At 62.8% G+C, this 26,380-nt stretch carries 27 protein-coding genes; all 27 read left to right on the top strand.

All coding sequences use genetic code 11. The features are described 5' to 3' along the window. The first annotated feature begins 61 nt into the window (after positions 1 to 61). Positions 62 to 1,657, top strand: coding sequence for a FadD3 family acyl-CoA ligase (locus G533_RS0108795; protein ID WP_240472404.1), 1,596 nt, complete (start codon positions 62 to 64; stop codon positions 1,655 to 1,657). 7 nt (positions 1,658 to 1,664) lie between these two features. Further along, positions 1,665 to 2,171: an Lrp/AsnC family transcriptional regulator gene (locus G533_RS0108800; protein ID WP_240472405.1), complete on the top strand. Its 507-nt coding sequence runs from the start codon at positions 1,665 to 1,667 to the stop codon at positions 2,169 to 2,171. Continuing rightward, complete coding sequence (locus tag G533_RS0108805) at positions 2,168 to 2,635, top strand: Lrp/AsnC family transcriptional regulator (RefSeq protein WP_027949643.1); 468 nt, start codon at positions 2,168 to 2,170, stop codon at positions 2,633 to 2,635. The genes G533_RS0108800 and G533_RS0108805 overlap by 4 nt, the downstream gene beginning before the upstream one ends. A gap of 11 nt (positions 2,636 to 2,646) precedes the next feature. Continuing rightward, entirely contained in the window at positions 2,647 to 3,519 is an 873-nt protein-coding gene (locus G533_RS0108810; RefSeq protein ID WP_027949644.1) for a CoA transferase subunit A, read from the top strand. A gap of 21 nt (positions 3,520 to 3,540) precedes the next feature. Beyond that, positions 3,541 to 4,344 (top strand): CoA-transferase subunit beta, encoded by an 804-nt coding sequence (locus G533_RS0108815; protein WP_027949645.1) that lies wholly within the window; start codon positions 3,541 to 3,543, stop codon positions 4,342 to 4,344. Positions 4,345 to 4,352: 8 nt separating this feature from the next. Beyond that, positions 4,353 to 5,426 (top strand): NAD(P)H-dependent flavin oxidoreductase, encoded by a 1,074-nt coding sequence (locus G533_RS0108820; protein WP_027949646.1) that lies wholly within the window; start codon positions 4,353 to 4,355, stop codon positions 5,424 to 5,426. A 27-nt stretch (positions 5,427 to 5,453) separates the two neighbouring features. After that, the gene (locus tag G533_RS0108825; RefSeq protein ID WP_027949647.1) at positions 5,454 to 6,206 is read left to right on the top strand and encodes an enoyl-CoA hydratase family protein; all 753 of its coding nucleotides are present in this window, start codon (positions 5,454 to 5,456) and stop codon (positions 6,204 to 6,206) included. A gap of 15 nt (positions 6,207 to 6,221) precedes the next feature. Continuing rightward, a complete protein-coding gene (locus G533_RS0108830) occupies positions 6,222 to 7,385 on the top strand; it encodes an acyl-CoA dehydrogenase family protein (protein WP_027949648.1) in 1,164 nt (387 codons plus the stop codon). Between the two features lie 2 nt (positions 7,386 to 7,387). Further along, positions 7,388 to 8,434: an acyl-CoA dehydrogenase family protein gene (locus tag G533_RS0108835; protein ID WP_027949649.1), complete on the top strand. Its 1,047-nt coding sequence runs from the start codon at positions 7,388 to 7,390 to the stop codon at positions 8,432 to 8,434. Between the two features lie 21 nt (positions 8,435 to 8,455). Continuing rightward, positions 8,456 to 9,604 (top strand): acetyl-CoA C-acetyltransferase, encoded by a 1,149-nt coding sequence (locus G533_RS0108840; protein ID WP_027949650.1) that lies wholly within the window; start codon positions 8,456 to 8,458, stop codon positions 9,602 to 9,604. 1 nt (position 9,605) lies between these two features. After that, positions 9,606 to 10,493: an SDR family oxidoreductase gene (locus G533_RS0108845; protein ID WP_027949651.1), complete on the top strand. Its 888-nt coding sequence runs from the start codon at positions 9,606 to 9,608 to the stop codon at positions 10,491 to 10,493. 10 nt (positions 10,494 to 10,503) lie between these two features. After that, the gene (locus G533_RS0108850) at positions 10,504 to 11,670 is read left to right on the top strand and encodes an acyl-CoA dehydrogenase family protein (protein WP_027949652.1); all 1,167 of its coding nucleotides are present in this window, start codon (positions 10,504 to 10,506) and stop codon (positions 11,668 to 11,670) included. Continuing rightward, entirely contained in the window at positions 11,667 to 12,857 is a 1,191-nt protein-coding gene (locus G533_RS0108855; RefSeq protein ID WP_027949653.1) for an acyl-CoA dehydrogenase family protein, read from the top strand. The genes G533_RS0108850 and G533_RS0108855 overlap by 4 nt, the downstream gene beginning before the upstream one ends. A gap of 24 nt (positions 12,858 to 12,881) precedes the next feature. Beyond that, entirely contained in the window at positions 12,882 to 13,673 is a 792-nt protein-coding gene (locus G533_RS0108860; RefSeq protein ID WP_205622589.1) for an SDR family oxidoreductase, read from the top strand. Between the two features lie 525 nt (positions 13,674 to 14,198). Then, positions 14,199 to 15,401 carry an acetyl-CoA C-acyltransferase gene (locus G533_RS0108865; RefSeq protein ID WP_027949655.1) on the top strand — a complete coding sequence of 401 codons (1,203 nt, stop codon included), beginning with the start codon at positions 14,199 to 14,201 and terminating at the stop codon, positions 15,399 to 15,401. A 93-nt stretch (positions 15,402 to 15,494) separates the two neighbouring features. After that, entirely contained in the window at positions 15,495 to 17,216 is a 1,722-nt protein-coding gene (locus tag G533_RS21245; protein ID WP_035527260.1) for a GspE/PulE family protein, read from the top strand. 25 nt (positions 17,217 to 17,241) lie between these two features. Next, positions 17,242 to 18,444, top strand: coding sequence for a type II secretion system F family protein (locus tag G533_RS0108875; RefSeq protein ID WP_027949656.1), 1,203 nt, complete (start codon positions 17,242 to 17,244; stop codon positions 18,442 to 18,444). A gap of 55 nt (positions 18,445 to 18,499) precedes the next feature. Next, the gene (gspG, locus tag G533_RS0108880) at positions 18,500 to 18,934 is read left to right on the top strand and encodes a type II secretion system major pseudopilin GspG (RefSeq protein WP_084638901.1); all 435 of its coding nucleotides are present in this window, start codon (positions 18,500 to 18,502) and stop codon (positions 18,932 to 18,934) included. Then, on the top strand, positions 18,918 to 19,403 hold the full coding sequence (locus tag G533_RS0108885; protein WP_240472406.1) for a GspH/FimT family pseudopilin: 486 nt from the start codon (positions 18,918 to 18,920) through the stop codon (positions 19,401 to 19,403). Before gspG ends, G533_RS0108885 begins: the two co-directional genes overlap by 17 nt. Continuing rightward, a complete protein-coding gene (locus G533_RS0108890) occupies positions 19,390 to 19,779 on the top strand; it encodes a type II secretion system protein (RefSeq protein ID WP_027949659.1) in 390 nt (129 codons plus the stop codon). Before G533_RS0108885 ends, G533_RS0108890 begins: the two co-directional genes overlap by 14 nt. Further along, a complete protein-coding gene (locus tag G533_RS0108895; protein ID WP_027949660.1) occupies positions 19,776 to 20,375 on the top strand; it encodes a PulJ/GspJ family protein in 600 nt (199 codons plus the stop codon). Before G533_RS0108890 ends, G533_RS0108895 begins: the two co-directional genes overlap by 4 nt. Further along, complete coding sequence (locus tag G533_RS0108900) at positions 20,375 to 21,130, top strand: hypothetical protein (RefSeq protein ID WP_144079831.1); 756 nt, start codon at positions 20,375 to 20,377, stop codon at positions 21,128 to 21,130. The genes G533_RS0108895 and G533_RS0108900 overlap by 1 nt, the downstream gene beginning before the upstream one ends. A gap of 5 nt (positions 21,131 to 21,135) precedes the next feature. Continuing rightward, the gene (locus G533_RS0108905; RefSeq protein WP_027949662.1) at positions 21,136 to 22,146 is read left to right on the top strand and encodes a type IV pilus biogenesis protein PilM; all 1,011 of its coding nucleotides are present in this window, start codon (positions 21,136 to 21,138) and stop codon (positions 22,144 to 22,146) included. After that, positions 22,143 to 22,709, top strand: coding sequence for a type II secretion system protein GspM (gene gspM / locus G533_RS0108910; protein ID WP_027949663.1), 567 nt, complete (start codon positions 22,143 to 22,145; stop codon positions 22,707 to 22,709). Before G533_RS0108905 ends, gspM begins: the two co-directional genes overlap by 4 nt. Then, complete coding sequence (locus G533_RS23455; protein ID WP_051230133.1) at positions 22,709 to 23,353, top strand: hypothetical protein; 645 nt, start codon at positions 22,709 to 22,711, stop codon at positions 23,351 to 23,353. Before gspM ends, G533_RS23455 begins: the two co-directional genes overlap by 1 nt. Positions 23,354 to 23,428: 75 nt before the next feature. After that, positions 23,429 to 25,657, top strand: coding sequence for a type II secretion system secretin GspD (gene gspD, locus G533_RS21255; protein WP_084638902.1), 2,229 nt, complete (start codon positions 23,429 to 23,431; stop codon positions 25,655 to 25,657). Then, positions 25,647 to 26,354, top strand: a complete 708-nt coding sequence (locus G533_RS23460) for a hypothetical protein (protein ID WP_051230134.1) — start codon at positions 25,647 to 25,649, stop codon at positions 26,352 to 26,354. Before gspD ends, G533_RS23460 begins: the two co-directional genes overlap by 11 nt. Positions 26,355 to 26,380 lie beyond the last annotated feature (26 nt).

Here is a 26,380-nt window from a genome sequence, read left to right on the forward strand (position 1 = left end):
ACGAATTCCGGTTGTAAAACCCCGGAACGCTGACTAGTATTGTGTCCCCGGTTTACTGTTTGTGCCTTTTGCCATGCCCATTACCGAGTCAGATCAGCGCACATTACCGCAGGTTGTCGCGGCTACCGCCAGGGCGCTGCCCGAGCGGGTGGCAATCAGCGATGGCCCCGTTTCCCTTACCTACGCCGAGCTTGATGCGGCGCGTCTGCGAGCCGCTGCGGCCTTTCTGGCGGCGGGGCTTGCGCATGGCGAACGCATCGCCATCTGGGCGCCGAACATGTGGCAGTGGATTGTCGCGGCCATGGGCGCGCAGACCATAGGCGGCGTGCTGGTGCCGCTCAATACCCGTTTGAAGGGAGCAGAGGCCGGTTTTATCCTCCGCCGCAGCGGTGCGCGCTGGTTGTTCACGGTAGGTGAGTTCCTCGGTATGCGCTACCCGGCCATGCTGGAACACGAGGATTTGCCTGACCTCAAGGGGACGGTATTGTTAGAAGGCGAGAGCGCGGGTACCCAGGCATGGGCGGAATTTCTCGCCCGCGGCGACGCTGTGGATGCTGCGGCCGTCGAGATGCGCGCCAGCCAGCTGACCCCGGACGACACCCTGGATATCCTCTTTACCTCGGGCACCACCGGGCAGCCCAAGGGGGTGGTCACCAGCCACGGGCAGAATATTCGCGCCTTTTCCACCTGGAGTGCGACAGTCGGCCTGAACAGTGACGACAACTATCTGATTATAAACCCGTTTTTTCACTCATTCGGGTACAAGGCGGGTTGGCTTGCGGCCACCCTCTGCGGTGCGCGCATGCTGCCGGTCAAGCAGTTTGATCTCGATGCGGTGCTCAGCCAGATCCACCGCGACCGCGTATCGGTCATTCCCGGCCCACCGACCATCTACCAGTCGTTGCTCAGCCATCCGCGGCGCGCGGAATACGATCTTTCCAGCCTGCGCCTGGCGGTAACGGGGGCGGCGCCTGTGCCGGTCTCGTTGATCGAGAAGATGCGCAGCGAACTGGGCTTCCAGGTGGTGGTGACCGCCTATGGGTTGACCGAATCCTGTGGCGTGATTTCAATCTGCCGCCCCGAAGACAGCGCGGAGCGCATTTCGCACAGCTCCGGGCGCGCCATGGCGGGCGTGGAGATGAAATGCGTCGACGCCAATGGCGCCACTGTTGCGGCCGGTACTGAAGGCGAGATCTGGTGCCGTGGCTACAACGTCATGCAGTGCTACCTCGACAACCCCGAGGAGACCGCACGCACGATTACCGCGGATGGCTGGCTGAAAACCGGGGATGTTGGCGTGATGGATGAGGACGGCTACGTTCGCATCACCGACCGCATCAAGGATATGTTCATTGTGGGGGGCTTCAATTGCTATCCTGCGGAGATCGAGAACAGCCTGCACAGCATGCCCGGTGTGACCCGGGCGGCAGTAATAGGCATTCCCGATGAGCGCATGGGCGAAGTTGCCTGCGCGTGGATTGTTCCGGCCACCGGTGCGCAGCTGGACGAGGCGGCCGTTATTGCCTGGTCGCGCGAGCATATGGCGAATTACAAAGTGCCGCGTGTGGTGCGCCTGGTGCCGGAGCTGCCCATGAATGCCGGTGGCAAAGTACTCAAGAACGAGTTGCGCCAGCGTATTGCGGCGGAACGGGGCTAGCGCGGACGTGGCCCTGCAGGAGCAACGGGCGGAGCGCGTCTCGCAGATAGAGCTGGACGAGACGGATCACGCCATCATTGCCCTGCTGCGCGCGGACGGCCGGTTGCCCTTCCGCTCCATAGCACGTGAGCTCGGCCTCACCGAGGCGACGGTGCGTTCGCGGGTGCGGCGGCTGGAGGAATCCAGAACCATGCGCGTGGTGGCAGTCACCGACATCGAGGCCGCCGGTTTTGGTATGTTGCTGGCGATTGGCGTGCAGGTGGAAAGCCGCTCACCGGAGGAAGTGGCACGCGAGCTGGCGGCCGTGCCCGAAGTGTTTTCGGTCAATGTGGTGGTGGGTGCCCAGGACATTGAAATACTGATGGTGGCGGAAGACCAGGTAGCGCTGCACCGCCTGTTGCATGAGCGCATTGCCACCATGCCGGGTGTGCGTCGCCTCACCCCGGCGCTGGCCGTCAATGTGCTGAAGAACCAGCCTGACTGGGTGCCGTTCGACCGGGGTGCCAGCGCATGACGCGGCGCCGCCTGGACGATATCGACCGGCAGATAGTGGCGCGCCTCTCGGAGGATGCGCGTATCAGCAACCGGCAGATTGCGACCGATCTCGGGGTGACCGAGGGTACGGTGCGGGCGCGAGTCAAGCGCATGGAGGAAGAGCGCCAGATCCGGATTACGGCGATCACCAATATCGATCGTTTTCGCAACGGTGCGCTGGCCTATATCTGGATTGAGGTTGAGCGGAGTCACCAGGTGCAGGCGGTGGCGCGGGCACTGTCCGCTATTGGCGAGCTGGGGTTTGTCGGCGAGATGCTCGGTCGCTCCGATTTGCTGGCCATTACCATGGTGCGCAGCAATGAACATCTCGCCGAATTCGTGCACCAGCGCATCAGCAGCATACCGGGAGTACGGCGCACCGAAAGCACGCTCGGTGTCAATTTTGTCAAACACGATTACCGCATGGCGCGGATCGTCAGCTGAGGGAATGCAACATGGATAAACGGCTTAGTGCTCGCGATGCGGTGGCACAAATCGAAGACGGAATGACGGTGGGCATCGGTGGCTGGGGCCCCCGGCGCAAGCCGATGGCGCTGGTGCGCGAAATCCTTCGCTCGGATGTGAAGGATCTCACTGTCGTCGCCTACGGCGGCGCCGATGTCGGGATGCTCTGCGCGGCGGGCAAGGTGAAAAAACTGGTGTTTGCGTTTGTTTCACTCGACTTTATTCCGCTGGAGCCCTACTTCCGCCAGGCCCGCCAGAGCGGGTCCATCGAGGTCATGGAAATTGACGAGGGGATGATGTTGCTGGGCTTGCGCGCAGCGGCCTGGGGCCTGCCGTTTATCCCGACTGAAGTGGGCCTGGGCACCGACGTCATCAATCAGAACCCGGATATCAAATTGATCGACAGCCCCTACGACGACAAGGAGTGGGTGGCCATGCCGGCACTGAATCTTGATGTGTCGCTGATTCACGTGGACCGCGCAGATTTCCGCGGGGTGTGCCAGATCGCGGGCCCCGACCACTACCTTGATGACTGGTTTGCGCGTGCCGCAAAAACCACCATCGTGTCCTGTGATGAGCTGGTTGATACGTCGTTTTTTGCCGACCCGGCACGGGCGCGCGAAGTATTCTGGGAACGGGCCGCGACCAGTGCCATCGTGGAAATACCGGGTGGTGCACACCCAAGCTCCTGCAGCCCGTTGTATGGCTTTGACGTTGCGCATTTCAAGGCCTACACCGCTTCGGCCAAGGACGGTGGCATTGCGGGCTATCTGGAGAAATACCTGGGGGCCGATGAGGCCGAATACCAGCGTAATGTGGGTGGGCTCGACGCCATCCGCGCTATTGCACTGCCCACTTACTAATACGCCCAGGGAGAATATCGTATGTCAACTGCAGCAACCGATTATACCCTCGCCGAACTGTGCATTGTTGCCGCCGCCGAGGCCTTCCGTCACGACGGAGAAGTACTGGCCACAGGCATTGGTGTAGTACCCAGGCTGGCCGCGAGCCTGGCCATGAAGACGTTTAATCCCGACCTGATGATGACGGACTCCGAGGCATTCATGCTGAGTGAGCCCAATCCTCTGGGCAAGCGTCCGGCAGATTTCCAGCAGGCCAATGAGAGCTGGATGGGTTTTTCACGCATTTTCGACAACGTGTGGAGCGGCAAGCGTCATGCGATGCTGGGCCCCACCCAGATTGACCGCTTCGGCCAGACCAACACTTCGGCGCTGGGGGGTACCTATCAGCAGCCGAAGGTCATGATGCTGGGCGCGCGCGGTTTCCCCGGCAACTCCATCTGCCACGCCAACAGCTTTTTTGTACCCGGTCACAACACCCGGGTGTTCATGGATGGCGAGTGTGATTTTGTGTCGTCTATCGGTTATAACCCCGCACGGTTGCCGCGCGGCCGCTCGCTGGACGATGTCGATATCCGCCGCGTGGTGACCAACCTGTGCGTAATGGATTTTGGCGGCCCGGAGCACCAGATCCGCCTGCTTTCCCTGCATCCCGGGGTCACGCTGGAGGAAGTGCAGGAAAACACCGGTTATCCGATTGCGGTGCCGTCGGATGTGCCGACAACGCCAGCGCCGACTGCCGAACAACTGGCGATCATTGCCGGCCTTGACCCGCACAACCAGCGCGCCGCGCAAATTGCCGACAACCCGCCCGGTATCCGGGCCTGAGGCTCACTATGCTCACGACACGACTGACAGAACTGCTGGGCTGCCGCTACCCCATCGTGCAAACCGCGATGGGCTGGGTGGCGGATCCACGGCTGGTCGCCGGCAGCTGCAACGCCGGCGGCTTCGGTTTTCTCGCCGGCGCAACCATTCCGCCCGAGGAAATGGAACGCGACATCCTGCAGGTCAAGGCGCTGACTGATCGACCGTTCGGCGTCAACTTCCACATGTACCAGCCCAACGCGGCGGACATCATCGACATGGTAATCCGCCACGGTGTGCGTGCGGTGAGCTATTCCCGCTCGCCGGGCCCCGAGATGATTCGCAAGCTGAAGGATGCTGGCGTGATCTGTATGCCAACGGTGGGGCTACCCAAGCATGCCGTGAAAGCGGTGGAGCTGGGGGCTGATGCAGTCACGGTGCAGGGTGGCGAGGGTGGAGGCCACACCGGTGCGGTGCCGACCACGCTGCTGATACCACAGGTAGTGGATGCAGTGGGCGCCCAGGTGCCGGTGGTCGCGGCAGGGGGCTTCAAGGACGGTCGCGGGCTGGTTGCCGCGCTTGCCTGGGGCGCCGATGGTGTCGCCATGGGCACGCGTTTCCTGCTGACCCGGGAGTCGCCGGTGCCCGACGCCACCAAGCAGCGCTACCTGGATTGCAAGAATCCGGCTGACATTGTGGTTTCTCGCGCCATGGACGGCATGCCCCAGCGCATGATCATGAACGAACTGCTGACGGAGCTGGAGCGTGCCTCCAAGCTGCGCAAGCTGTTCATTGCCATGCGCAACGGCCTGGCCTTCCGCAAGTATACAGGCGCCAGTGTGGTCGGCCTGCTCAAGTCCGCCGTTGCCATGAGCCGCAGTGACGACATGACCGCCGCACAGGCGATCATGTCCGCCAATGCCCCCATGATCATCCAGAAGGCGATGGTCGATGGGCAGCCGGCCCGCGGGGTATTGCCCAGCGGCCAGGTGGCCGGGGTGATCGACACTCTGCTCACCTGCGAAGAGCTGATCCAGTCCATTGTTGACGAAGCGGAAAGCCGTTTGCAGGCTCTCGCCGCGCGAGCCGCCGTCAACCCGTAATTCACTGCACCGACAGGTAGAACAACCATGAGCAAACCCTTTCGCACCACCATCGAGGACGGCATTGCCGAAATGATCCTCGACAAGCCGCCCGTGAACGCTTTCGATAGCGCCGGCTGGTTTGCCATCGCCGATGAAATCGACGCGCTGGGCCGCGACGACGCGGTGCGCGTCATTTTGATCGCCGCTGAGGGTCGGGGCTTCTGCGCCGGCGTGGATATCAAGGAACTCGCCGCGGAATCGACGCGGATTGTCGATGTGAACAAGGGCAACTACGAAACCTTCCGCGCCATTCACCGCAACCCCAAGCCGGTCATCATCGCCCTGCACGGCTTTGTGCTGGGCGGCGGTATCGGCATGGCGGGCGCCGCCGACATTCTGGTCGCATCCGACTGCGCGCGCTTTGGCGTGCCCGAAATCGACCGCGGCGCCATGGGCGGCGGTGCGCATCTGCAGCGCATGTTTCCGGTGCAGAAAGTGCGCTACATGTACTTCACCGGCGAGTTTATCGATGCGCAGGAAGCCTACCGGCTGGGCGCCATCGAGAAGGTTGTCAGTCGCGAGGAGTTGCTGCCGACCGCGCGTGCCATTGCCGCCAACATCGCCAGCAAATCCCCGGCCATGGTCAAGCTGGCCAAGGAGGCCCTCACCGGTATCGAAGACGGCAACCTCGAAGACAAGTACCGCTGGGAACAGGGGTTCACGCTGGAGGCCTACACCGTGGGCGACTCCCAGGAGTCCCGCGATGCTTTTATCGAAAAACGCGACGCCAAATTCTGAACGCAGGACTGACACATGCAACTGGCATTTACTGAACAGCAACAGGCCTTTCGCGCCGAGATTCGCTCCTGGCTGCAAGCCAATGTGCCCGCGCAACCGCTGCAGACTTTCGACACCGAGGAAGGCTTTCAGCAGCACCGCGAGTGGGAAGCCACCCTGAACCAGGGCCGCTGGGGTATGGTCACCTGGCCGGAAGCACTGGGCGGGCGCGGTTGTGACCTCATCGAATGGCTGATATTCGAGGAAGAGTACTACCGCGCCCGGGCGCCGCTGCGGGTGAACCAGAACGGTATTTTCCTGCTCGGCCCCACCTTGATGGAGTACGGCACCGAAGAGCAGAAAGCCCGCTTTCTGCCGGCCATGGCGGAAGGGCGTGACGTCTGGGCACAGGGCTGGTCTGAACCCGGCGCCGGCTCCGACATGGCGGCCATTCGCTCCACGGCGCAGCTGGAGGGCGACAAGTACATTATCAACGGCCAGAAAACCTGGTCGACGCGCGCGGTGTGGGCTGACTGGTTGTTCGGCATGTTCCGTACTGACCCGGATTCCGAGCGCCACCGCGGGCTGACTTTCATCCTGGTGCCCCTGAACACCCCGGGCATCACCGTGCGCCCCATCCCGCAACTGGATGGTCTGCCGGGCTTTGCCGAAATCTTCTTCGACAATGTGGAAGTGGATGTGAGCAATCGCCTGGGTGACGATGGCGCTGGCTGGGCGGTGGCCATGGCCACTGCCGGTTTCGAACGCGGGTTGATGCTGCGCTCACCGGCACGCTTCCAGGAAACCGCGCGTCGCCTGGTTGAGCTGTACCGCGCCAATGAAGCGAGCGCCAGCCACGACCCCCAGATCCGCGAGGCGGTCATGCGGGCCTATCTGGATGCCGAGAGCTACTGCCTGAGCACCTACCAAACCGCCTGTCGCCTGAGCCAGGGCGGCAAAATCGGCGCGGAATCTTCCACCAACAAGATCTTCTGGTCAGAGCTCGACCAGAACATGCACGCCACCGCCATGAGTATTCTCGGTGCGCGCGCCGAGTTGCTGGCGCATGCGCCGGCGGCGGAGGGTGTCGGCACCTGGCTGGACGGTTGGCTGTTCTCCCAGTCGGGGCCGATCTACGCCGGGACCAACGAGATTCAACGCAACATTATTGCCGAGCGCATGCTCGGGATGCCGAGGTAACCATGGATTTCACTTTCAGCGAAGACCAATTGCTGTTTCAGGATTCCGTCCGCGACTTTCTGGTCAACGAAATCACCCCCGAGCGGCTGCGCGCCGGTTGGGAAACAGACACGGGCCGCGACCCTGCACTCTGGCAGCAGTTTGCCGAACTCGGTCTCACCGGTATCACGGTGCCCGAGGAACACGGTGGCCTGGGCATGGACGCCGTGGACTTTGTATTGCTGGCCCAGGAATGCGGCTATGTGGCGCTTGCCGAACCTCTGGTCAATCACGCGCTGGTTGCCGTGCCCCTGTTGCAGGATATCGGCGGTGAACTGGCGGCGCGCTGGTTGCCCCTGGCTGCAACCGGCGAGGCGCGCATCATCGCCGCCGTCGAACAGAACCTGATGGTGGAAGACGCGCATGTCGCCGATCTCCTGTTGCTCGAGCGCGAGGGCCAGTGGTTTGCGCTGGAGCAGGGGCAGTTCAGCTGTGAGCGCAGCGAAAGTATCGACCCGGCCCGGCGCCTGTATTCCGTGACTGTGCAGGCGGGCACCGCCCCGATAGTCGAGGGCGCCCGGGCCAACGCATTGCGCGCGGCCTGCCTGAACCGTGGCGCACTGGGCTGCGCTGCACAGGCGTTGGGTCTCGCGCAGCGCATGATCGACCTGTCCGTACAGTACACCGCCGAGCGCAAACAGTTCGGCAAGGCGATCGGTTCTTTCCAGGCTGTCAAGCACCACATGGCCAATGTGGCCGTGCGGCTCGAATACGCCAAGGCACCGGTCCACCGCGCGGCGTATGCTGTGGCCGAGGATGCTTCCGGCGCTGCCTTGGCAGTGGCGCAGGCCAAGCTGATGGCCTGCGAGGCGGCCAACCTGGCAGCCAAGAACAGTATTCAGGTACACGGTGCGATGGGGTACACCTGGGAGGTGGACCTGCACATCTTCATGAAGAAGGCCTGGGCGCTGGCCAACACCTGGGGCGATGCCGGCTGGCACAAGCAGCAAGTGGCGGCGGTGATATTTGCGGATGGTGCGGCGCTGGGCGCCGGCGCCACCTTCCAATAAATACAGACGAGGACACAGATCATGGCGGACGCCTATATTGTTGATGCAGTGCGCAGCCCCACGGGCCGCCGCAAGGGAGGGCTCGCCGGCGTGCACGGCGCCGACCTGGGTGCCCACGTATTGAAGACGCTGGTGGAGCGCAACGGCATTCCGGATGCCGACTACGATGACGTGATGTTCGGTTGCGTGGACACCATCGGCCCGCTGGCGGGCGATATTGCCCGCACTTGCTGGTTGGCGGCGGGGCTGGATGAGGCCGTACCCGGCACCACGATAGACCGTCAGTGCGGCTCGTCACAGCAGGCGGTGCATTTTGCCGCCCAGGCGATCATGGCCGGGGTCAACGATGTGGTGATTGCCGGCGGCGTGCAGACCATGACGCAGATCCCCATTTCCTCGGCCATGCTGGCTGCCGAGCCTCTGGGTTTCTCCGACCCCTTTTCCGGTAGCGAAGGCTGGGTGGCGCGCTATGGCACGGTGCCGGTGTCGCAGTTCAATTCTGCACAGATGATCGCAGACAAGTGGGGGTTGAGCCGCAGCGACATGGAGGCCTTCGCGCTGCAGTCCCACACGCGAGCGCTGCAGGCAATCAGTGAAGGGCGCTTCGCCCGGGAGATCGCGCCCCTCGCCGGTGTGGAGATGGACGAGACGCCGCGCCAGACCACCATGGAGAAAATGGCGGAACTGCAGCCATTGCAGGAGGGCGGCACCATCACGGCGGCTGTGTCCAGCCAGACCTGTGATGCCTCGTCAGCCATGTTGATTGTCTCGGAGGCGGCACTCAAACGCTACAACCTAACACCGCGGGCACGGATTGCGCACATGAGCGTGCGCGCGGCGGACCCTATCTGGATGTTGACGGCACCCATTCCCGCGACCGAGTACGCATTGAAGCGCGCCGGTATGCGCCTGGCGGATATCGACCTGGTGGAAATCAACGAAGCCTTCGCCTCGGTGGCGATGGCCTGGCTGAAGGACACCGGCTACGATCCAGCGAAAACCAATGTCAACGGCGGCGCGATTGCCCTGGGACATCCACTGGGTGCCACCGGTACGAAATTGATGACCACCCTGCTGCACGAACTGGAGCGCAGCGGTGGTCGCTACGGCCTGCAAACCATGTGCGAAGGCGGTGGTCAGGCGAACGTCACCATTATCGAGAGGTTGTGATATGAGCGGAATATGTGAAGGACGCGTGGTAATCATCACGGGTGCAGGCGGCGGCCTGGGGGCGGCGCACGCACGGGTACTTGCCAGTGAGGGCGCCAGAGTCGTTGTCAACGATATCAATGAAGCGGCGGCGCAGGCGGTGGTGGACGACATCCGCAAGGCCGGCGGTGAAGCCGTGGTGAACACCTCGGACATCACGCATTACGACGACAGCCTGAACGCGGTCAAGCAGGCCATTGATGCCTTCGGCGACCTGCACGCGGTCATCAACAATGCCGGCGTCAACCGAGACCGCATGTTCGCTTCCATGACTGAAGCGGAGTGGGACACCATCATGGCGGTGCACCTGAAAGGGCATTTCTGTATCAGCTCCCACGCGGTGCACTACTGGCGCGGCCAGTCCAAGGAAGGCAAAGCGGTAGATGCGCGCATTATCAACACGACGTCCGGTGCGGGCCTGCAGGGCTCTATCGGCCAATCGAACTATGCCGCCGCCAAAGCCGGAATCGCGGCGCTTACCTTGAACCAGGCTGCCGAATTGGCGCGCTACGGCGTGACTGCCAATGCCGTGGCGCCCGCCGCGCGCACCGGCATGACCACCGCCGTGGAAGAGATGGCGCAGCGCATGGCCAAGCCCGAGGACGGCAGCTTCGACTACTGGGCGCCGGAGAACGTCTCCTCGCTGTTTGCCTACCTGGTCTCCACCGAGTCGGCAGCGGTGACTGGCCGCGTGTTTGAGGCAGAGGGAGGGCGCATCTCCATCGCCGATGGCTGGCGCACCACCGAGCCGGTGGACAAGGGCGATCGCTGGCAGCCGGCTGAAGTGGCCGGTGCGGTGCAGCAGTTGCTGGCACGCGAAGTGCCGGCGCAAAAAGTCTACGGCACCTGAGGCAGGGCGCATGGAATTTCGTTTTACCGAAGAACAGCAAATGATCCGCGACACCGCCGAGGCGTTTCTGTCGGAGGTGTCCACCGCGGCTGCCGTGCGCGAGGCGATGGCGACGGAGCGTGGCTACAGCGATGCGCTCTGGCAGCAGATCAGCGAAGAGTTGATGTGGCCCGCGCTGCATATCCCCGAGGCGTTTGGTGGCCTGGGCCTGGGCTTTGTCGAACTGGCTGCCATGCAGGAGCAAATGGGCCGTACCCTGCTCTGCGCACCGTTTCTCTCCACGGTCGGTTTTGCCGTCAACGCCCTGTTGGTGGCAGGCAGCGAGGCGCAGCAAACGGCGTATCTGGGCGACATTGCTGCCGGCAAAACCGCCACGCTGGCCTTCATGGCGCCGGGCAGCCGGCCCGATGCCGATGCCATCCAGGCAACCTGTCGCAGTGAAGGCGACGGTTTCGTGCTCGACGGTGAGTATCGCTACGTACTCGACGGCCATACGGCGGACATTCTGGTGCTGGCCGCCCGCGCACCGGGCAGCGCGGGCACCGAGGGCGTCAGCCTGTTCGTGTTGCCCGCGAGCACCGCGGGGATCAGCCGGGAGTGGTTGCCCACCATGGACCAGACTCGCAAGCAGGCTCGCATCGTGTTGGAGAATGTGCAGGTTGAGCGCAGCGCCTGCATGGGCGAGCCCGGCCAGGCCTGGCCGGCACTGGCAAAAACGCTGGACCTCGCCACCATCGCGCTGGCGGCCGAGCAGGTTGGGGTGGCGCAGCAGGCGCTGGACAGCTCCGTGGCCTACACCACCGAGCGCGTGCAGTTCGGTCGCACCATTGCGTCCTATCAGGCGATCAAGCACAAGGCCGCCGACATGATGCTCAAGGTGGAGGCGGCGCGTTCCGCAGCCTATTACGCAGCCTGCATCGCCGATGAAGCGCTGGCCGGCGGCCCGCTGGGCAGCGGGCTCGCGGAAGCGGCGAGCATCGCCAAGGCCTACTGTTCAGAAGCGGCGTTTTTCAATGCGGGCTGCGGCATTCAATTGCACGGTGGCGTGGGTATTACCTCGGAATACGACATACAACTGTATTTCAAACGTGCCAAATCGGCTGAAACCCTGCTGGGCGATGCGGCCTGGCACAGGGAGCGGCTTGCGCAACAGCTGCTGGATGGAGGTGAGGCATGAAACTGAGTTTCAGTCCGGAAGACGAACGGTTCCGCGAAGAAGTGGCCATCTGGCTGGCAGACAACCTCTGTGGCGAATTCGAGCCCATCCGCTTTCGCGGTGGCCCCGGGGATGAGCATTCCTTCGTCGAAGAGCGCAAGGCCTGGGAGCAGAAACTGGCCGAAGGTGGTTGGACCTGCATCGGCTGGCCCAAACAGTACGGCGGCCGCGCGGCGAGTGTTGAACAGCAGGTTATTTTCAACGAAGAGTACGCACGCGCCGGCGGCCCCGGTCGCATGGGGCACATCGGCGAAACCCTGATGGGCCCCACGTTGATCGCTTTCGGCAGTGAGGCACAGCGCGAGCGCTATCTCCCCGGTATCCGTGCAGGCCGCGAGTTCTGGTGTCAGGGCTACTCCGAGCCCTCGGCTGGGTCCGACCTCGCCAACGTCAAAAGCCGCGCCCGGCTCAATGAAGGCACAGGACAGTGGCAGATCAACGGGCAGAAGGTGTGGACTTCGCTGGCGCACGAATCTCAGTACGTGTTCGTGATTGCCCGCACCGACCCTGACTCCAGCGCGCACAAAGGGCTGGGCTTCTTCCTCGTCGCCATGGACCAGCCGGGTGTAACGGTGCGCCCGATCGAGCAGCTTACCGGCACCAGTGAGTTCAACGAAGTGTTCTTCGATGACGCGGTGTGCGCTGCCGATGACATCGTCGGTGCGCCAGGCGAGGGTTGGAAAGTCGCCATGGGGCTGCTGGGCTTTGAACGCGGCGTCTCCACACTGGGCCAACAGATGCTGTTCCAGAACGAGTTGGACGAGATCGTGCGCGTTGCCAAGGCCAACGGCGCTGCATGTGACCCGGCATTGCGCCAGAGGATTGCCGAAGCCCACATCGGCCTGCGTATCATGCGCTTCAACAGCATGCGCATGCTCTCCGGCGGCGGTGACGACGGCAGCCTGCAAAAAGAGGCCATGATCTACAAACTGTACTGGTCCAGCTGGCACCGCAACCTGGGCAAGCTGGCTATGGATGTGCTGGGCGCAGAAAGCGAGATTGTTCCCGAGGCGCCCTACGGCCTGAGCCGGCTGCAGTCCATGTACCTGTTCACACGCGCCGACACCATTTACGGCGGCACCAACCAGATCCAGCGCAACATCATCGCCGAGCGCGCACTTGGCATGCCCCGCGAACCCCGCGGCTAGCGCGGGCTAAAGGAGAAACACAGCATGGCATTGAAAGAACCACCACCCTACGTCGCCGGGCACAATCTGCTGGCGGGCAAGTCCGTTCTGATTACCGCTGCTGCCGGCGCCGGCATTGGCTTCGCCGCTGCCACGCGGGCGGCCGAGGAGGGAGCCCGGGCCGTCATGATCAGCGACATCCATGAAGGCCGGCTGGGAAAGGCGGTCGAGCAGCTGAAAGCGGAGACCGGTCTTGATGCGGTGTATGGCAAGCTGGCCAATGTGACCGATGAGAACGATGTGCAGGCGCTGGTGGATTACGCTGAGGAAACCATGGACGGCGTTGACGTATTGATCAACAACGCAGGCCTGGGCGGTACTCGTCTACTCGTTGATATGCCCGACGACGAGTGGAGCCGCGTGCTGGATATTACCCTCACCGGCACCATGCGCATGACCCGTGCCATGCTGCGCAAGATGCAGCCGCGCGGTGCAGGCGTGATCGTCAACAACGCCTCCGTGCTGGGCTGGCGAGCGCAGAAGGAACAGTGCCACTATGCGGCGGCCAAGGCGGGTGTGATGGCGCTGACGCGCTGTGCCGCGCTGGAGGCCGCCGACCACGGTGTGCGCATCAATGCGGTGTCGCCCTCCATTGCCTTTCACGAGTTCCTGAAGAAGACCACGCCGATGGAGTTGCTGGAAGAGCTGGCGGCGAAGGAGGCTTTCGGGCGTGCGGCCGAGGTGTGGGAAGTGGCGAACGTGATGATGTTCCTGGCCTCGGATTATTCGGGGTATATGACCGGGGAGATTGTTTCCTGCTCCAGTCAGCGGGCTTGATGGGGCGCGTGCGGACGGAGGGGCGTGCCGGAGGCTGTGAGCGGGTGTGCCGGGCGGGACTCGCCGTGAATACGTCCCTGTAGGCTCGAAGCAAACATCCATGTTTGCTACGGTCCCGCCCGGCGCCCCCACCCACAGCCTCCTACCGATTTTGCCAGTTCGTTAGTGTCTTGCTTCTCGGGGCTTAATCGTGCGTGCTCACCCTGAACACTTCCGTGAGCGAGGAGTGGATGCGGGGTTGCCCCTGACAAAACTCTCGCTCGCATGGATGCGAGCGCGAAGCCCCCATGGATGGGTTCACGGCGTGTTTTGTCAGGGGCAACCCCGTAGCAACTCCGGATGGAGGCACAATCCCCCACGAACGGGTTCACGACGCGTTTTGTCAGGGGCAACCCCGTAGCCGCTCCGGATTGAGGCACACCCCCCCAACCACCAGCGGCACAGCAAATTCCCCCCAGTAGCAGTACAATCCCCAAATTCCAACACAACAACAAAGCACTCACAACCGAATCAAAGGAGTACACCATGAGAGACGCAGTTATCGTCAGCACCGCCAGAACCCCGATCGGCAAAGCCTTCCGCGGCGCCTTCAATGACACCGAAGCCCCCGCACTCGGCGGCCACGTCGTCCGCGCGGCGGTTGCGCGCGCCGGCATCGATCCTGCGCTGGTCGACGATTGCCTGATGGGTGCGGCGGCACAGCAGGGCACACAGGCCTACAACCTGGGCCGGCTCTGCGGTGTCGCCGGCGGTCTGCCGGACACGACAGCGGGCATGACCATGGACCGTCAGTGTTCTTCCGGCTTGATGACCATTGCCACAGCCGCCAAGGCCATCATGTGCAACGAGTACGACGTTGCCGTGGCGGGTGGGCTGGAGTCCATCTCGCTGGTGCAGAACAAGCACAAGAACAGCTACCGCAACGTGTCGAAAACCGTTCTGGAGGTTTCGCCCAAAGCGTATATCCAGATGATCGAGACGGCTGAGATCGTCTCTGAACGCTATGGCGTTTCCCGCGAGGCGCAGGATGAGTACTCGTTCCAAAGCCAGGTGCGTACCGCAGCGGCGCAGGAAGCCGGCTTGTTCGATGCGGAGATCGTGCCGATGGCCTCCACCAAGGCGGTATTCAACAAGGAAACCAAGGAGACCACCTACGAGGCGGTCACTTTGCAGAAAGATGAAGGTAACCGCCCCTCCACGACGCTGGAAAGCCTGCAGGGGCTGGAGCCGGTTTTCAAGGATGGCCAGTTTGTGAAGGAAGGCCGCTTCATCACGGCGGGCAATGCCTCGCAGCTGTCGGATGGCGCCTCAGCCTGTGTGTTGATGGACGGTGCGCTGGCGGCGAAGCAGGGGCTGCAGCCACTGGGTATCTATCGTGGCCTGGCCGTGGCCGGCTGCGGCCCGGACGAAATGGGCATCGGCCCGGTGTTCGCCATTCCCAAGCTGCTGCAGCGTCACGGCCTGAAGATGGATGATATTGGCCTCTGGGAATTGAACGAGGCGTTCGCCTGCCAGGTGCTGTATTGCCGCGACAAGCTCGGCATCGACAACGACCGGCTCAATGTGAATGGTGGCGCCATTTCCATTGGTCACCCCTTTGGCATGAGCGGTGCCCGCATGGTCGGCCATGCCCTGATCGAAGGGAAGCGTCGCGGTGTGAAATACGTGGTGATCACCATGTGTATCGGCGGTGGCATGGGCGCAGCCGGACTGTTTGAGGTCGCCTGATCGGCGCCGGGCCTGTGCTACAATCCAGCGCTCGATGGAAGCAGACGGCGGTCTCAGCCGTCTGTTACTCATGAAGGCAAGTGGCGGTGGAGCATGATCAGGATTGGTGAGCTGCTGGTCCAGCAGGGCAAGATATCGGAGCGCGATGTCGAGCGTACCCTGTTGGCCCAGAGCGAAATGGGCGATCGCTTCGGCCAGGTACTGGTCAAGCTGGGGCTGGTATCCGAGCAGGATGTGGCGCTGGCCTTGAGCGAGCAGCTCGAGATTCCGCTGCACCCGGCCTCCGAGTACCCCCAGGAGCCGGTGACGGTTGACGGCGTGGCTCAGGAGTTCCTGGTCAACAATCTGGTGGTGCCGGTCGCCGCTGACGATAGCGGCGTGTGTTTTGCGGCGGCAATACCCCAGGATCCGTTCCTCGCCAAGGCTCTATCCATGGCGCTGGACCGCCCAGTCACCATTGTGCTCGGGCTGGAAAGTGACATCGCGCGGGCGCAACAGCTGCGCTTGCAAGAGAGCGAGGAAGGTGACGACGACGGCACCCTCGGTGATCAATTTGCCGGGCAGTCGGACGATGACTTCATTGAGCACCTGCGCGACCTCGCCAGCGAGGCGCCGGTTATTCGGCTGGTCAACCAGCTCATTCACCGCGCCGTTGACATGGGTGCGTCGGATATCCATATCGAACCCTTCGAGGATGGCCTGCAGCTGCGCTATCGGGTCGATGGCGTGTTGCAGGAGCATGCGGACACGCCGACAGCGGGCCTCGGCCAGGCCATCGCCTCGCGCATCAAGTTGCTGGCCCAGATGAACATTGCCGAGCGGCGACTGCCCCAGGATGGCCGTATTATGATCCGGGTAAAGGGGCATGAGCTCGACCTGCGCGTTTCCACCATTCCCACGGTGCATGGCGAGAGCATCGTCATGCGGGTGCTGGACCGTGGCAACATCCGCTTGAGCCTCAGTGATATGGGCTTCAGCGACGACACCCTGACGCGTTACCGCAAGTTACTCGATAGTCCTCACGGCGTATTGCTGGTCACCGGCCCCACCGGTTCCGGCAAGACGACAACCCTCTACGCCTCACTGGCTTCGCTGGACTCCGAGCGCCTGAAGATCATCACCGTTGAAGATCCGGTGGAATATCAACTGCAGGGCGTGAACCAGATTCAGGTGCAGGCGCAAATCGAGTTGAATTTTGCCCGCGCCCTGCGCGCCATTCTGCGCCAGGACCCCGATATCATCATGATCGGTGAGATGCGCGACACGGAAACCGCGCAGATCGGTGTGCAGTCTGCACTCACCGGGCACCTGGTACTGTCCACGCTGCACACCAACACGGCAGCTGGCGCCATTACCCGCCTTGAAGACATGGGAGTGGAGCGCTACCTCATTACCTCGGCGGTCAACGGGGTGCTCGCGCAGCGCCTGGTGCGTACGCTGTGCAAGCACTGCAAGTCCCCGCTGGAGTTGACCAGCGATGCGGTGCAGCGCTACGGGCTCGCGCCCTTCATTCATACGGCGCAGCCTACGGTGTATCAGGCCAGGGGCTGCGAGCACTGTCTGCAGACAGGTTACGCCGGGCGCACGGCGATTCACGAGCTGTTCTGCCTTGATGAGGCCATTCACCGCGTGATCATGAGTGGCGCCGATGCCACATTACTGCATGCCGCCGCGCGGCAGCAGGGCATGATCACACTCTACGAGGACGGGCTGCGCAAAGTGGTGCGCGGCGAAACATCTCTCGAAGAGGTCATGCGCGTAACCCAGGACCAGAGCGAATCCGGGGCTTCCGAGGCCGGTGCGGACGCCGCTTGAGCGGTTGCCGTAGGCGGGGTTAGGCATGGCGCATTTTACCTACAGGGCCATAGGCCGCGATGGCAAGCCGCTGGATGGCACGTTGGAGGCCGAGGGGCTGGAGGTCGCATCCCGTTTGCTGCGTTCCCAGGGGCTGACGTTGCTGGCGCTGGAGCCGGGCGCAGCGAAGGTGAGCCGCAGCACGGGAGGCAAGCCGGTGAAGCGCGAGGACGTGTTATCCACCACCAGCGAGCTCGCGGTGCTGCTGCGCGCCGGCTTACCGCTGGACCGGGCGCTGAAAGTGCTTATCGATATGGCGTCGGAGCCTGCGCTGGAAGCGCTGCTGCAGGACCTGTTGCGGGACGTCAAGGCGGGTAAGGCGCTGAGCCAGGCGCTGCAGCCCTATCAGCCGGTGTTCGGCAACTTCTACATCAACATGGTGCGCTCCGGGGAGGCCAGCGGGCAGCTTTCCGCGGTGCTGGACCGGCTTGTGGAATATCTGCAGAACGCCAAGGCCAACCGTGACAACGTGGTGTCGGCATTGATTTACCCGGCCATTCTGCTGGTGGTTGCCGTGCTGTCGATCATCCTTATGCTCGGCTTCGTGGTGCCGCAGTTTGAAACCCTGTTTGAAGACATGGGCGAGGCCCTGCCGCCCCTCACGGCCATGGTGGTCGGGGCGGCGGATTTTATCGCCAGCTATGGCTGGCTATTGTTGCTCGTCAGCGTGGGAGCGGGCTGGGCGATACGCAACTGGCTGTCCACCGAGGCCGGGCAGGCGAGCAAGGATGCCCGCTTGCTGAAATTGCCGCTGGTGGGCGGGATACTCTTCCAGTTTGAAGTGTCCAAGTTTGCACGCACGGTAGGCACCTTGCTGGGCAACGGTGTTTCCCTGCTCAAGGCAATATCGATCGCCATTGATACCGTGGACAACCGGGTGATCAAGGCGGCGCTGCAGGTGCTGCCACCGGCGGTGAAGTCGGGTAAGCGTATGTCGGTGGCGCTGGAGGACACGGGGCTGTTCACACCCATGGTCATACAAATGACACGTGTGGGCGAGGAGTCCGGCCGCCTTGACGCGATGATGCTGGAGCTCGCGCGCGTGTTTGACGGCCATGTGCAGGCGGGTGTAAAACGCGGCCTGACCTTGCTTGAGCCGGTGCTCATCCTGGGTATGGGCGCCATTATTGCTGTCATCATTATCTCGATTTTGTTGGGCATTCTGTCCGTGAATGACCTCGCTCTGTAATGGGCGCGAGCTGCTACGGCTTTACTGATTATTCATCTGTAACGAGGAAAAACGCATGATTTCAGAACGCGGTCGCAATGCGCGGCGCACTTCAACCGGTTTTACGCTCATGGAACTGCTCGTCGTACTGGCGATCCTGGGCCTGTTGATGAGCCTTGTGGGGCCGCGGGTTCTGAACCAGTTGGGCGGTGCCAAGACCAAGACAGCCGCTATCCAGATCAAGGATCTTGAGCAGTCGCTGGAAATGTACAAGCTGGATGTGGGGCGTTTTCCCTCCACCAGCGAAGGGCTGGATGCCCTGGTGAACAAGCCGGCCAGCGCTGCCGGCTGGAATGGCCCCTACCTGAAATCCGATGTGCCGCTGGACCCCTGGAAACGCGAGTATCAGTACAAGGCGCCGGGGGAGCACGGTGAGGTGGACATCTTCAGCTACGGTCAGAATGGCACGCCGGGTGGTGAGGGCGAAGACCAGGATGTGGGTAACTGGTAGCGCCGCCATGGCGGGCGGGCGCAGGTGCGAAACCGCCGGGTTCTCCTTGCTGGAACTGATGGCGGCACTGGCCATCGCGGGGCTGGTCATGGCCCTTGCCGTGCCGTCCACCCTGCGTATGTATGAAAATATTCGTTACCGTCAGGCGGTGCGGGACGTGGTCACACTGTTCGCCAGTGCGCGTTATGAAGCGCTGCACAGCGGCCGGGCTCAGGCCGTTGAAGTTGACCCCCGGGAGCGCAGTGTGCGCTTTGCGGACACCGTGAAGGTTCTACCGGCCAGCGTAGCAATGACGGTCCATTCGGCCAGTGAATTGAATCGTGGTGGTGTGGGGGTCATTCGCTTCTATGCCGAGGGCGGTGCCAGCGGCGGCGGCGTCGACATCACCTCGGCAAACGGCGCGGGTGTGAGTATCACAGTGGACTGGTTGCTCGGTTCGGTGACGCAGGAAACCTATGCGGCGCGCTAGATCGGCACGGGGTTTTTCGCTGCTGGAAATGCTGGTAGCGCTGGCCATCCTCGGCCTTTCCCTCGGGGCGCTGTACCAGGCGACCAGTGGCGCCACGCGTAATGTACGTTCCGCAGAAAAATATGCCTACGGCGTTGAACTGGCGCGCTCCCTGGTCGCGGAGCATGCGCGTGTGCCCGCGGGCGGGCTCAGTGTGCAGGGTGAAACCGCGGGTGGTTTTCTGTGGCGGGTACAGGCGCGACCGGCCCAGGCGGGCAGCGGCAGTCTTCCGCCGGGTACGGTGCAGGATCTCGGAGTTGTGGTGCGCTGGAGTGATGGGCGCAAGGCACGTGAGGTGGTACTGAATTCTGTCGCCGCCGGGGTGCCGCGCGAATGAGCGCGGGGCGCCAGCAGATCGGTTTTACCCTGGTTGAGGTGGTGGTGGCGCTATCCGTGCTTTCGCTGATCATGCTGGCGACCATCAGCGCACTGCGTACCTTTGCCAATACACAGCAGTCGCTGGATCGCATGATGGGGCGCGTGGATGAAGTGCGTACCGTCAGCAGCCTGTTGCGCGACCTTGTAGACAGTGCCGCCCTGGGTGCTGACGGCGGCGAAGGCCTGACGCTCGGTGGTGGAGCGCGTGATGCCGCTTATTTCGCCGGTTCCGATAGTGTTTTGATGTTCAAGGCAAACATTCTTTTCGGCGAAAACTTCGGCGGTGAATATGTGCTGCGTTTCAGCCGCGATGACGACGCGCTGGTGATGCGCTGGCAGGCGTCCAACGGTGACTCGAGAACGATCGACTGGTCGCAGGCGCCGTCGCGGGTACTGGTAAAGCGGGTGGACCTGTTTGAGGTGGCCTACCGGCCCGCCCCGCAGGCGGACTGGGTGCCGGCGTGGCAGAACGGCGGTGTGCCGGTCGCGTTGCGCCTGCGCCTGCGGGCGGCGGAGCGCTTCTGGCCGGAGCTGATTATGGCGGTGCCGCGCTGATGGCGGGCAGGTTTGCGGAATATTCCCCCTCTCTGAGACGTCATGCGAGAAGTCAGGGTGGTGTTGCGCTGGCCATGGTGGTCTGGTTTGTGGCGGCCATGTCTGTGCTGGTGGTGGGCATTGTGTCCGAAGCGCGCGTGGATGTGCGCATGGCGCAAACCCATATTGCCCGTGCGAAGGCGATGGCCGCGGGAGACGGTGCAATCAGTCTGCTGCTTTCCCGGCAGGCGTTGTTGCGCGAGGCGCAGGCGGGGCCCGGGGAAAACGGCCTTGAGCCCGTGCTGGAGGCGCGTTTCATGCTGGGAGAACAGCCGGTACAGGTACGCATGACGCCGATTTCACACTTGCTGGACCTGCACAGCGCTGACCCGGAGCAACTGGAGACGGCGTTTAGCGAGCTGGGTGGTCTGCAGCGTGAAGATGCCCGACGCCTTGCGGCCTCTGTGGTACAGTTGCGCAGTGGCCGGGCGAACGGCGTTGGCGTCGGCTTCAGGCCGCACACGGTAGAGGACTGGTTGCAGTTGCCCGGCTTTGACCGGGCCCTGCTCGATGGCATGCGCAACTGGCTGCGTATGGATGATGAAGCTGCGTACCGTCTCGATGCCGTGTTGGATTATGATGGCCGGCGCTGGCTCCGCAGGCGCTGGATAACACTGCAGGGCGGTTCGGGTGCGAGCGGTTTTCCCTGGCGAATAACACGAACCGAGGCGCCACGAGTGCTTGACGACAGAACAACAACAGCTGGGGCACGCTAGGCGCTATGCTCGATCAATCCCGACAATGGCACCTCTTCGGCTACGATATGCGCCGTATTGGTCACCACTGGCAGGTTGCCTGGGCAGAATGTCTCTGGGGTGACCGGTCCCCCGTACGGGCACGGCTCGATGAAGTGGTGCACGTAGAAGGCGGCGGCGTGCAGGGCAAGTTTCACGCGGGTGCCCTGGTCGCCGCTGGCGAGCCGACCTGTGCTGCCATTGTGTTGCCGGATTCCCTGGTGTTGTTCAAGACCCTGCACCTGCCGCTTGCCGCCGAGGATGAGCTGGAATCGGTCATGCGCCTGGAGATTATGGCCAACAGCCCGTTCCCGGCCGCGGATACTGCGGCGGGCTGGTCCCTCAGTGAACGCGGTGACAAGGGCCTGCAAGTAGAGCTGGCGATAGCCTCCCGCAGTGCCGTCATGCGACATCTGGGCCAGCACCACGACGTGCATGCAATTGATGAGCGCGAGGTCTGGGCGCTTGCCGGCGTACGGCCCATTGTGTTGCGCGGGTTTGCTGAGGGTGCACGCCTGGCGCGTTACCAGCGTCGCCTGCTGCGGATCGCCCTGCTACTGGGTGGCGCTCTTCTGTTGCTGCTGCTCATTCTGGCGCTCGCGGCGGGCGGCAAGTATGTCAGGTTGCAGCAGTACGAGGCGCTTGCCGCGCGGGTGGAGAGCGAGGCGGCAGAAGTGACACGGCAGCGGCAATCCCTCTCTGTGGCCAACCAGACCATTCTCGCCGTGAATGACGTATTGCGTGAGTACCCGGACCCCCACCGTGAGCTGGCGCGGCTGACCGCTCTGTTGGGAGATGAAGCCTATATTCTGCAATACACCCAGCGTGGCCGCGACCTGCGCTTGCGGGGCCGTGCCGAAGATGCCGCTGGCGTGGTGCAGAGCCTGACGCGGGAAGAGGCCTACGAAGAGGTCGCGGACCAGGGCATTACGGCAGTGGGCAGCAGCGGTGTCGAGCAGTTCAATGTCAACGTGCGCCTGCGTGAGGGTGGGCCGTGAGCTGGTTACGCAACAACCCGCGCTACGCGGTGATGGTGCTGGGCACACTGGCGCTGCCTGCTTTGGTGCTGTTGTACCTGGCAATCAGCCTGTTCGGTATGCGCAGCGGCTATCAGTTGCAGATAGAGCGTCTGGAACCCCGTATCGCGCGTTTGCAGGGCCTTCTGAACCGGGAAGAGCAGGTGCGCGAAGCGGCGCGGGTGGTGGGCTCCGATGTGCTTGACCTGGTCTATCCTGCCACCGATGACGCGGGCACTGTGTCGGCGAATTTGCAAAAGAACGTACGCGAGATACTGGGTGCCGCGGGTCTGTCGGTGAGCAATAGCCAGATACTGCCGGTGCGGGAGAAGGACGGATTCGACCACATAGCCGTCAAGCTGACAGCATCCGGTGGTTTGCCGGCGCTGGATACGGCGCTGGCGGACCTCAATGCCTATTTGCCGCTGTTACTGCTGGAGTCTATCGAGGTCTGGCCCAACCGCAACCGGGCTCGCAAAGATGAAGCCGAGGAACAGACGATTACGGCAACGGTGCAGGTGTTGGCGCTGAAGGTGCGTTCCTGATGCGCCTTGATGCGGTGCTCGAGCACTTTAGCGTGCAGCATGAACCGCAGCGCACGGAGCGCCGGGTAGAGCTGGCGGTTCTGGTGTTGGCGCTCGTGTTGCTACTGCAGCTGGCCTGGTTTTTGTTGGGCGTCCTGCTGCCGCCTTCCCCCGAGCCCATCGAGCCAACCGATGCTTCCCTGACGGTGGCCGACCGTATAGCGGGGCGCCTGCTGGATACCGGCGACAGTGCGGAACTGCGCGAGCGACCGCTGTTCTGGGCAGGTCGCAGGCCCGTGGACATCAGCGCTGCAGCGGTTGCCGAGGCGCCTGAGGAAAAGGTATCTCAACTCAAGGGGGTGCGTCTGCTGGGCATATTTGGGGTTGGGGATGTAGGCGGTATCATTGTGCGCGCTGATGGCAAGCAGCAGCGTCTGGCGGTGGGTGAGTCGCTGCAGGGCTGGACCCTGGAATCCATGGACGGTACTGACGCCACGCTGGTCAGTGCGACCGGTGGCGAGGAGCGGCTCACGCTTGAACGTGTCCATGGAGCGCGGTCAGTGCGAGCCGAGTCGCCAGTGCCGGGTGCGAAAGCGCCCCGTAGAGGGCCTGGTCCGCAGCCTGGTGACGGCGCTGACGAGTTGACACTCGGCGGCCGGCGTTGATTCACGGGAATGAAATCGGGGCAGTGCGTAGCGCGCTGCCGGCCATTATGAACAGGGCAAGATCAAGGAAAGGTTATGTTGCGACGGTCCTCTAGGTTGCTATTGCTGGTGCCACTGCTGACCAGCTGTGCGCTGCTGGACAACCAATACCGCGGCGAGCCGTCGGAGCCGTCTGCCGGTATTGCCGCCCCGGGGGCGCAAGAGCCGGCTCTTTCACGCAGCGCCGGCGAGCTTGCCGATGCAGCCGAGGAGCGCGTCAAGCCAGTCCTCTATCGCGGCAACGACCGGCAGGTTCGCGTACCGGAGAAGCGCGATGCCGTGCGGTTGGTGGGTGATGCCGTCAGCCTCAACTTTGAGGATGCACCCCTGAGCGAAGTGGTGCACGCTGTACTCGGCGACATACTGGGCTTGGATTACATTCTCGACGGCCCGGTTAACGGCACCATCACCTTGCGCTCCCGGACGCCCATTCCACGCGACCAGTTGCTGACGATTCTGGAGTCACTGCTCAGCGCCAACCAGATGGCGATGGTCCGGGACAGCCAGGATCGCTACCTGGTGACGGGAACCCAGCAAGCCAGCCGGCAGGCACCGCGCCTGTCAAACCCACGCGACCCGGGTGCCGGCTACAGTACAGTGATCATTCCCCTGCAATACATCAGCGCCAGCAACATGGCGGAGATCCTGCGGCCGGTGGCGGATGAACCGGCCTTCCTGCGTATCGACAACACCCGTAACCTGCTGATGCTGGCGGGCACGCGCTTGCAGATAGACGGCTGGCTGGACATGGTTGATACCTTTGACGTCGACCTGCTCAAGGGCATGTCCGTGGGGTTGTTTACCCTGGAGCATGGCCGTGTGGGCGATACCGCCAATGTCCTCCAGGGCATGCTGAACAGTGGCGGAAACGGCAATGATGACGTCGGGCAACTGGTTAAAATCATCCCCATCGAGCGCTTGAACAGTCTGCTGGTGGTGACACCGCGTTCGCACTACCTCGACACGCTGGGCACCTGGATCGAGCGGCTGGACTCGCGGCCGGATTCCAAGTTTGAAAAACGCCTGTTCGTCTACCCAGTGCAGAACACGACAGCATCGCGTTTGGCGGATCTGATCAGCAATATCTACGCGGGCGGTGGTAGTAGCAATGCACGCAGTGGCTCCAGCGTGACCGGCAGCTACGGCAGCGACCGTGATGTCGCCCCCGGCCTGTCCATGGAGTCCATTGGGTCCTCCACCGCGTCTGGGAGTGGCTCGGGTTCCAGTGGTTATGGCAGCGGTTCCAACAGTTCCGGCAGTTCGGGTGGTTCCGGTTTGAGCGCTGGTCTGAGCGGCGACTTTGGCAGTGGGCCGGTCGGTGGGGCCAGCGCCGCAACACTGGGAGGTGGTGATGACGGGGGTGTAGCGGATGTGCGCGTGGTGGCGGACGAGGAAAACAATGCCTTGATGATCTACGCCACAGGCAAGCAGTACGAGCTGATCAAGGATGCCTTGCGTCAGCTGGATGTCATCGCGACGCAGGTGATTATCGAAGCGAGCATTCTGGAGGTCACCCTCACCGATGAACTCCGCTATGGTCTTGAATGGACATTCAAGAATGGTTTCGGTAGCGATTACGACGGCTTTGGTCAGCTGGCCAACAGCGCCGGTGGCCCAGCGGCGACCTCGCCCGGGTTCTCCTATACGTTGACCAACTCCCTGGGCGATATCAGCGCTGTGCTGAACGCGCTTTCCGAAGACTCATTGATCAATGTGATTTCCACCCCGTCGGTGATGGTGCTGGACAATCATCCTGCTTATATACACGTGGGTGACCAAGTGCCGGTGCGGCAGGGCACCTCATCCACTGACGGCGGCACGGTCACCGAGAACATTGTCTATCGCGACACGGGTGTGAAATTGATGGTGCAGCCCTCGGTGAACGCCGGGCAGCTGGTGACCATGGATGTGGAGCAATCGGTCACCGACGTCGGTACTGTGGATTCAGCCACGGGCCAGCGCACGTTTCTGGAGCGCAATATCATGAGCCGGGTGGCTGTGCGCAGCAATGAGTCTGTGGTGCTGGGCGGTCTCATTCGGGAGAATGCCTCGGCAACGGATTCCGGTTTGCCCCTCCTGCACCGCGTTCCGGTGCTGGGCACATTGTTTGGCACTACCTCGACCGAGAACCGGCGTACCGAGCTGCTGGTGATCATTACCCCGAGGGTGATCAACAATGAACAGGAGTTGCGTGATGTCAGTCGAGAGCTTCGCTCGCGCGTGCGCAACATGGAACTGATCAAGACGCCTCTGGATGCCGAGTAGCGCCCCGGTGCTGGTGTCCATCCACATGCCGAAAACAGCGGGCCTGAGTTTCCGGGCCGCGCTCGAACAGCATTATGGTGCCGGCTTTGCACCGGATTACGCGGATTACCCGTTGGCCAGCCCACTGCCGCAGCGACATGCCGCTGCGCTGGAGTTCAGCCTGGCGGCCGAACCGTCAGCCTACCGACAGGTTGGCTGCATCCACGGCCATTTCCTGCCGATCAAGTACTTGCTGCTGGCGGACTATATGGAGTGCCGGTTTGTCACCTGGTTGCGCGAGCCCTTGCAGCGTCTGGTGTCCCACTACTATTACTGGCAGCGTAGCTACGACCCGGCAGCGGACGACACCTCCAGCCTGCACCGCCGGGTGGTAGAGGAGGCCTGGACGCTGGAACAATTCTGCCTGGCCCCCGAATTGCGCAACGTCTACAGCCAGTTTCTGTGGGCCTTTCCGCTGCGAGCACTCGATTTCGTGGGAATTACCGAATATTTCGCAGAAGATTTGCGTGATTTTTCCACACAATTCCTGGGAATAAATGTTGAGCCGCAGTTTGCCAACGCCGCCGAGGTGCCCGCGGGGCCCGAGCAACTGCGTCCGCGGCTGCGCCAGCAGGTGCGCGAGTTTCATGCGCAGGACCTGGCGCTTTACCAGTGGGCACTGCAGAAACGTGAGGCGCGCAGGCAGGCTCTGCCCTGATTCGCCGGCACTTCCCGTCCCCTCCA

Source organism: Haliea salexigens DSM 19537 (assembly GCF_000423125.1).
GTDB lineage: Bacteria > Pseudomonadota > Gammaproteobacteria > Pseudomonadales > Halieaceae > Haliea > Haliea salexigens.

Bases quoted from the DNA above. Each gene is read 5' to 3' on its own strand.
- G533_RS0108890 (WP_027949659.1), top strand. From the start codon at position 19,390: ATGCGGCGCGCTAGATCGGCACGGGGTTTTTCGCTGCTGGAAATGCTG.
- G533_RS0108835 (WP_027949649.1), top strand. From the start codon at position 7,388: ATGGATTTCACTTTCAGCGAAGACCAATTGCTGTTTCAGGATTCCGTC.
- G533_RS0108865 (WP_027949655.1), top strand. From the start codon at position 14,199: ATGAGAGACGCAGTTATCGTCAGCACCGCCAGAACCCCGATCGGCAAA.
- G533_RS0108900 (WP_144079831.1), top strand. From the start codon at position 20,375: ATGGCGGGCAGGTTTGCGGAATATTCCCCCTCTCTGAGACGTCATGCG.
- G533_RS0108855 (WP_027949653.1), top strand. From the start codon at position 11,667: ATGAAACTGAGTTTCAGTCCGGAAGACGAACGGTTCCGCGAAGAAGTG.
- G533_RS0108840 (WP_027949650.1), top strand. From the start codon at position 8,456: ATGGCGGACGCCTATATTGTTGATGCAGTGCGCAGCCCCACGGGCCGC.
- gspG (WP_084638901.1), top strand. From the start codon at position 18,500: ATGATTTCAGAACGCGGTCGCAATGCGCGGCGCACTTCAACCGGTTTT.
- G533_RS0108845 (WP_027949651.1), top strand. From the start codon at position 9,606: ATGAGCGGAATATGTGAAGGACGCGTGGTAATCATCACGGGTGCAGGC.
- G533_RS0108825 (WP_027949647.1), top strand. From the start codon at position 5,454: ATGAGCAAACCCTTTCGCACCACCATCGAGGACGGCATTGCCGAAATG.
- G533_RS0108805 (WP_027949643.1), top strand. From the start codon at position 2,168: ATGACGCGGCGCCGCCTGGACGATATCGACCGGCAGATAGTGGCGCGC.
- G533_RS0108850 (WP_027949652.1), top strand. From the start codon at position 10,504: ATGGAATTTCGTTTTACCGAAGAACAGCAAATGATCCGCGACACCGCC.
- G533_RS0108875 (WP_027949656.1), top strand. From the start codon at position 17,242: ATGGCGCATTTTACCTACAGGGCCATAGGCCGCGATGGCAAGCCGCTG.
- G533_RS0108810 (WP_027949644.1), top strand. From the start codon at position 2,647: ATGGATAAACGGCTTAGTGCTCGCGATGCGGTGGCACAAATCGAAGAC.
- G533_RS0108815 (WP_027949645.1), top strand. From the start codon at position 3,541: ATGTCAACTGCAGCAACCGATTATACCCTCGCCGAACTGTGCATTGTT.
- G533_RS0108860 (WP_205622589.1), top strand. From the start codon at position 12,882: ATGGCATTGAAAGAACCACCACCCTACGTCGCCGGGCACAATCTGCTG.
- G533_RS0108905 (WP_027949662.1), top strand. From the start codon at position 21,136: ATGCTCGATCAATCCCGACAATGGCACCTCTTCGGCTACGATATGCGC.
- G533_RS0108895 (WP_027949660.1), top strand. From the start codon at position 19,776: ATGAGCGCGGGGCGCCAGCAGATCGGTTTTACCCTGGTTGAGGTGGTG.
- G533_RS0108830 (WP_027949648.1), top strand. From the start codon at position 6,222: ATGCAACTGGCATTTACTGAACAGCAACAGGCCTTTCGCGCCGAGATT.
- G533_RS0108820 (WP_027949646.1), top strand. From the start codon at position 4,353: ATGCTCACGACACGACTGACAGAACTGCTGGGCTGCCGCTACCCCATC.
- G533_RS0108885 (WP_240472406.1), top strand. From the start codon at position 18,918: ATGTGGGTAACTGGTAGCGCCGCCATGGCGGGCGGGCGCAGGTGCGAA.
- gspD (WP_084638902.1), top strand. From the start codon at position 23,429: ATGTTGCGACGGTCCTCTAGGTTGCTATTGCTGGTGCCACTGCTGACC.
- G533_RS21245 (WP_035527260.1), top strand. From the start codon at position 15,495: ATGATCAGGATTGGTGAGCTGCTGGTCCAGCAGGGCAAGATATCGGAG.
- G533_RS23455 (WP_051230133.1), top strand. From the start codon at position 22,709: ATGCGCCTTGATGCGGTGCTCGAGCACTTTAGCGTGCAGCATGAACCG.
- G533_RS23460 (WP_051230134.1), top strand. From the start codon at position 25,647: ATGCCGAGTAGCGCCCCGGTGCTGGTGTCCATCCACATGCCGAAAACA.